General features: G+C 71.9%; 4 protein-coding genes and 1 pseudogene. All 5 read left to right on the top strand.

Translation table 11 applies throughout. The features are described 5' to 3' along the window. Positions 1–250: pseudogene (locus tag TR50_RS46480) on the top strand (hypothetical protein); the annotation flags it as partial. Between the two features lie 162 nt (positions 251–412). After that, complete coding sequence (locus TR50_RS04920; RefSeq protein WP_042415373.1) at positions 413–1,837, top strand: family 2B encapsulin nanocompartment shell protein; 1,425 nt, start codon at positions 413–415, stop codon at positions 1,835–1,837. An 18-nt stretch (positions 1,838–1,855) separates the two neighbouring features. Then, the gene (locus TR50_RS04915) at positions 1,856–3,103 is read left to right on the top strand and encodes a family 2 encapsulin nanocompartment cargo protein terpene cyclase (RefSeq protein ID WP_236654283.1); all 1,248 of its coding nucleotides are present in this window, start codon (positions 1,856–1,858) and stop codon (positions 3,101–3,103) included. Between the two features lie 123 nt (positions 3,104–3,226). Beyond that, the gene (locus TR50_RS04910; RefSeq protein WP_042415366.1) at positions 3,227–4,057 is read left to right on the top strand and encodes a geranyl diphosphate 2-C-methyltransferase; all 831 of its coding nucleotides are present in this window, start codon (positions 3,227–3,229) and stop codon (positions 4,055–4,057) included. Between the two features lie 163 nt (positions 4,058–4,220). Beyond that, a partial coding sequence (locus TR50_RS46475) for a PAS domain-containing protein (RefSeq protein ID WP_042414786.1) occupies positions 4,221–4,687 on the top strand: 467 nt, incomplete at its 3' end.

Below are 4,687 nucleotides of genomic sequence, written 5' to 3'. Positions count from 1 at the left end.
CCCTGCAACGCCCCCGCCCGGAGGAGCGCCCGGGCGCGCGGGGGTGGGCGCCGCCCGCCTGGGCGAACTCCTCCTGGACGGCGGCTCCCTGGACCAGGCCTGCACGGCCTGGCACACCTTCCTCGACGACTACCCCCTGCTGCGCAGCGCCCGCGCGGACCGCGCGGTCCGCACCCTGCGCAGCCGCCTGCGGCCGTTCCGCGCCACCGCGTCGGGCCGAGCCGTCCTCGCCCGCCTGCACACCCCGTAGGCGTCACGTCGTGGGGCGTCACGTCGTGGGGCACCACGTCGCCGCCGCCCGTTCAACGGCGCCGAACTTTCAACACCCCCACCCCTCGCGCCACCCCCACGCCCAACTTCCGTCCCGCTTACTGGAATCACGGCATTGACCAAGGAGGTCGCACTCATGTCCATGGAGGCCACGGAGAGCCCCGCGGGGTCCGCAGGGGTCGACGGCACTCCCGATCAGCAGAGCCTCAGTACGCGCGCCGCGCGGAACCTGGCGACGACGACGAAGTCCACACCGCAGATGCAGGGCATCAGCTCGCGCTGGCTGCTCAAGAACCTGCCGTGGGTCAACGTCGCCGGCGGCACCTACCGCGTCAACCGGAGGCTGACGCTCGCGGTGGGGCGCGGGCGTGTGGGGTTCGTGCAGGGCGGGGCCGACGACGTGCGGATCGTGCCCGAGACGCTTCGGGAGATCCCAGCCCTGCGGGACTTCGACGACCCGGCCGTGCTGGCGGAGCTCGCCTCCCGGTTCCAGGTGCGGGAGTTCCACGCCGGCGAGGTGATCGTCGAGGAGGGCGCGCCCATCGAGGAGGTGTTCATCGTCGCCCACGGCCGGATCAACCGGCTGAGCACGGGCAAGTACGGGGACACCACCGTCCTCGGCGTGGCCACCGACGGCGACCACCTCGGCGACGAGGCCGTGCTGACCAGCGATCCACTGTGGCTGGCCACCGCGCAGGCGTCGACGTCCGGCACGATCATGGTGCTGCCGTGGTCGGGGGTGCTGGACCTGTTCGACCGGGCGCCCCAGCTGCGGGCCCACATCGAGCAGTTCGTCGCCGACTCGCAGCGCGCCACGAACAGCAAGGGCGAGGCGCCGATCGACCTCAGCGCCGGCCACGAGGGCGAGCCGGTCATCCCGAACACCTTCGTGGACTACGAACTCGCCCCGCGCGAGTACGACCTGAGCCTGACCCAGACGGTCCTGCGGATCCACTCCCGGGTGGCCGACCTCTACAACCAGCCGATGAACCAGACCGAGCAGCAACTCAAGCTCACCGTGGAGGCGATCCGCGAGCGGCAGGAGTGGGAGCTGGTCAACAACCGGGAGTTCGGCCTGCTCCACAACACCGCCTACGACCAGCGGATCAGCACCTGGTCCGGGCCGCCGACCCCGGACGACATGGACGAGCTGCTCAGCATGCGGCGCAGCACCACGCTGTTCCTGGCCCACCCGAAGGCCATCGCCGCCTTCTTCCGCGAGTGCAACAGGCGCGGCCTGTACCCGGACACCATCGACCGCAACGGCCACCGGATCCCGGCCTGGCGTGGGGTGCCGATCTACCCGTGCGGCAAGCTGCCGGTCGAGGACGGCCACACGACCTCGATCATGGCCATGCGCATGGGCGAGGACAACCAGGGCGTCGTCGGCCTGCACCAGTTGGGCCTTCCGGACGAGGTCGAGCCGAGCCTCAACGTGCGGTTCATGGGCATCGACGAGAAGGCGATCATGTCCTACCTGGTCACCGCCTACTACTCGGCGGCGATCCTGGTGCCGGACGCGATCGGCGTCCTCGAGAACGTCGACATCGCGGCTCCGCGCGCGTAGGCAAGGACGGGAACCACGATGCTGCACCTCGACGAGGGGCTGCTGGGACGCATCCTGGCGGGCCCGGCCGGCCCCGGCACCACGGCCGTCCGGTTGTTCCGCGACATCCCGCCCGAGGGGGCGGTACTCGAACCGGCCGAACCGGCCGAGTCCGCCCCTCCGGGCGGCCCGGTCGCCGCCGACCTCCCCGGTCCGCCCGCCGGATCGGGCACGGTTGCCGGACCGGGCGCCGTTATCGGATCGGGCCCGGCCGCCGAAGGACCGTCCGGCGGGGCGGACTCGACGGCCGAAGGCGGGTCCGGCGGGAGCGTGACCGTGCCGCCGCTGTACTGCCCGGAGGCGTCCCGGGACGATCCGGCCCTGGGCCGGGTCGTCAACGACCGGCTGGTAGCGTGGGCCGAGGAGATGGGCCTGTTCCAGGGTCGGTTGGAGCGGCTGCGCTCGCACGACTTCGGCCGGCTGTTCATGCTCGCCCACCCGGACACCGACGACGCCGACCGGCTGCTCGCCGCCGCCCGGTGCGGGCTCGCCGAATGGGCCGTCGACGACCACTGGGTCGACGAAGGCGAGGACACCCGGCCGGAGTTGATCGGCCCCCGGGTCGCGCTCGCCCACGCGGTCGTCGACCCGGTCCGCCTGCCGCCGCGCTACTACGGGCAGTTCGAGCAGGTCGTGGCCGCGGAGCCGGTGCTGAAGGCGTTCCGCTCCGCGCTGACGCTGCTCGGCACGATCGCCAACCCGACCCAGGTCGCCCGGCTGCGCCACGAGTTGGCGGTCATGTTCGTCGGCTACGGCCAGGAGGCGGAGTGGCGGATGTCCGGCCGCAGGCCGGCCGTGTGGGAGTACCTGCTCCACCGCTACGAGAACGCCTTCTTCCCCTGCATGGTCCTGGTCGACCCGGTCGGCGGATACGAGCTGCCCGCCCACGAGTTCGCCGACCACCGGGTGCGCCGCACGTACCTGTACGCGGGCGTCGCCAACGTCCTCCTCAACGACCTGTACTCGATGGCCAAGGAGGACCCGACCGACACCAACCTGCCCAACCTGATCGCCGCCGAGGAGGGCTGCACCCTCCAGGAGGCGGTCGACCAGGCCGCGGCCATCCACGACGAGTTGATGCACACCATCGAGGCGGAGTCCGCCGCGCTCTGCGCGCTCGGTTCGCCCGAGCTGAAGCGGTTCCTCACCGGCGTCTGGGCCTGGATGGGCGGCAGCCACACATGGCACCGCACCAGCGCCCGGTACCACGGCGGCGGCGCCGCCTGAGCACGCCGAACACCACGTCACGATCACCGAGAACCGGAGATTGAAGCTGTGATCCTCAGCGAGAAGAGCGCTGCCCTCCCGTCCCAGACCACCGGCCTCTCCCCCGAGACCGCCGCCGGCGCCGTGCGCACCAGCCCCTACCAGGACTCCGTCGCCGCGTACTGGAACGCCGAGCGCAACCCCGTCAACCTGCGCCTGGGCGAGGTCGACGGCTTCTACCACCACCACTACGGCATCGGTGAACCCGACTGGTCCGTCCTGGAAGGCCCCGAGGGCACCCGCGAGGAGCGCACCGTCCGCGAACTGCACCGGCTGGAGAGCGTGCAGGCGCAGCTCCTGGCCGACCACCTCGGCCCGATCCCGACCGACGGCCGTCTGCTCGACGCCGGCTGCGGCCGCGGCGGCGGCAGCCTGGTCGCCAACCAGCGCTTCGGCTGCCGCGTCGACGGCATCTCGATCTCCAGCCACCAGGTCGACTTCGCGGGCCGCCAGGCCGAGGAGCACGGCGTGGCCGACAAGGTCCGCTTCCACCTGCGAAACATGCTCGACACCGGCTTCGAGACCGCCGCGTTCGACGGCATCTGGAACAACGAGAGCACCATGTACGTCGAGCTCTCCCTGCTCTTCGCCGAGCACGCCCGGCAGTTGAAGCGCGGCGGTCGCTACGTCACCATCACCGGCTGCTACAACGACACCTACGGGCTCCCGTCGCGGGCGGTGAGCGAGATCAACGCCCACTACATCTGCGACATCCACCCGCGCAGCACCTACTTCAGGGAGATGGCCGCCAACCGGCTCGTCCCCGTCAGCGTCATCGACCTCACCGCCGCGACCATCCCCTACTGGGAGCTGCGCGCGAAGTCCCACCTCACGACCGGGATCGAGCAGTCCTTCCTCGACGCCTACAAGGACGGCAGCTTCCAGTACCTCCTGATCGCCGCCGACCGCGTCTGACGGCACCTCACGACGTCTGACGGCGAGCCGATAGCCGAGGCCGGGGCAAAGTCGCCATAATCGGATGATCCGAGGTGGTCAGCCGATCACCGTTCAGCGACGACGCCCCGGCCCTCGGGGTCGCGCGGCAGCCGGGGGGCGGAAGTTGGTGGAGCGGGGACGAGTGGAGCCGTCGCTGCCGGAGTCCGTCCGGGCCGCGCGGGCGGGCGCGTTCCACTGGGACCTGGCCACCGGCGCCATGCACTGGGACGACGCCGTCTGCGACCTGGTCGACGTCGCCCCTGAGGACTTCGGCGGCCGGGCCGAGGCGTTCTTCGCCGCCCTGCACGCCTCCGACGCGGCACGACTCGCGGCCGCCACCGCCGAGGTGCTGGAGCGCGGCGGCCGGTACCGCAACCGCTACCGCATCGTGCGCCGTGAAGGCGGGATCCGACGGATCGAGGAGCGCGGCGAGGTCGTGCTCGGTCCGGACGGGAGACCCGCCCGCATCGTCGGCCTGCTCATCGACCACACCGACGACGGCCCCGACCCCGGGTACCCGGCTCACCCCACCGCGTCCCTCGAAGGTCCACCGCCCGGCCCGCTCGATCCGGCGGCCCCCGCCGTCGCACCCGCCGCGCCGACCAGGCC

Source organism: Streptacidiphilus anmyonensis, assembly GCF_000787855.1.
Taxonomy (GTDB): Bacteria; Actinomycetota; Actinomycetes; order Streptomycetales; family Streptomycetaceae; genus Streptacidiphilus; species Streptacidiphilus anmyonensis.
The sequence above is the reverse complement of the archived record's forward strand: the minus strand, read 5'-3'. Positions and strand labels throughout refer to the sequence as shown.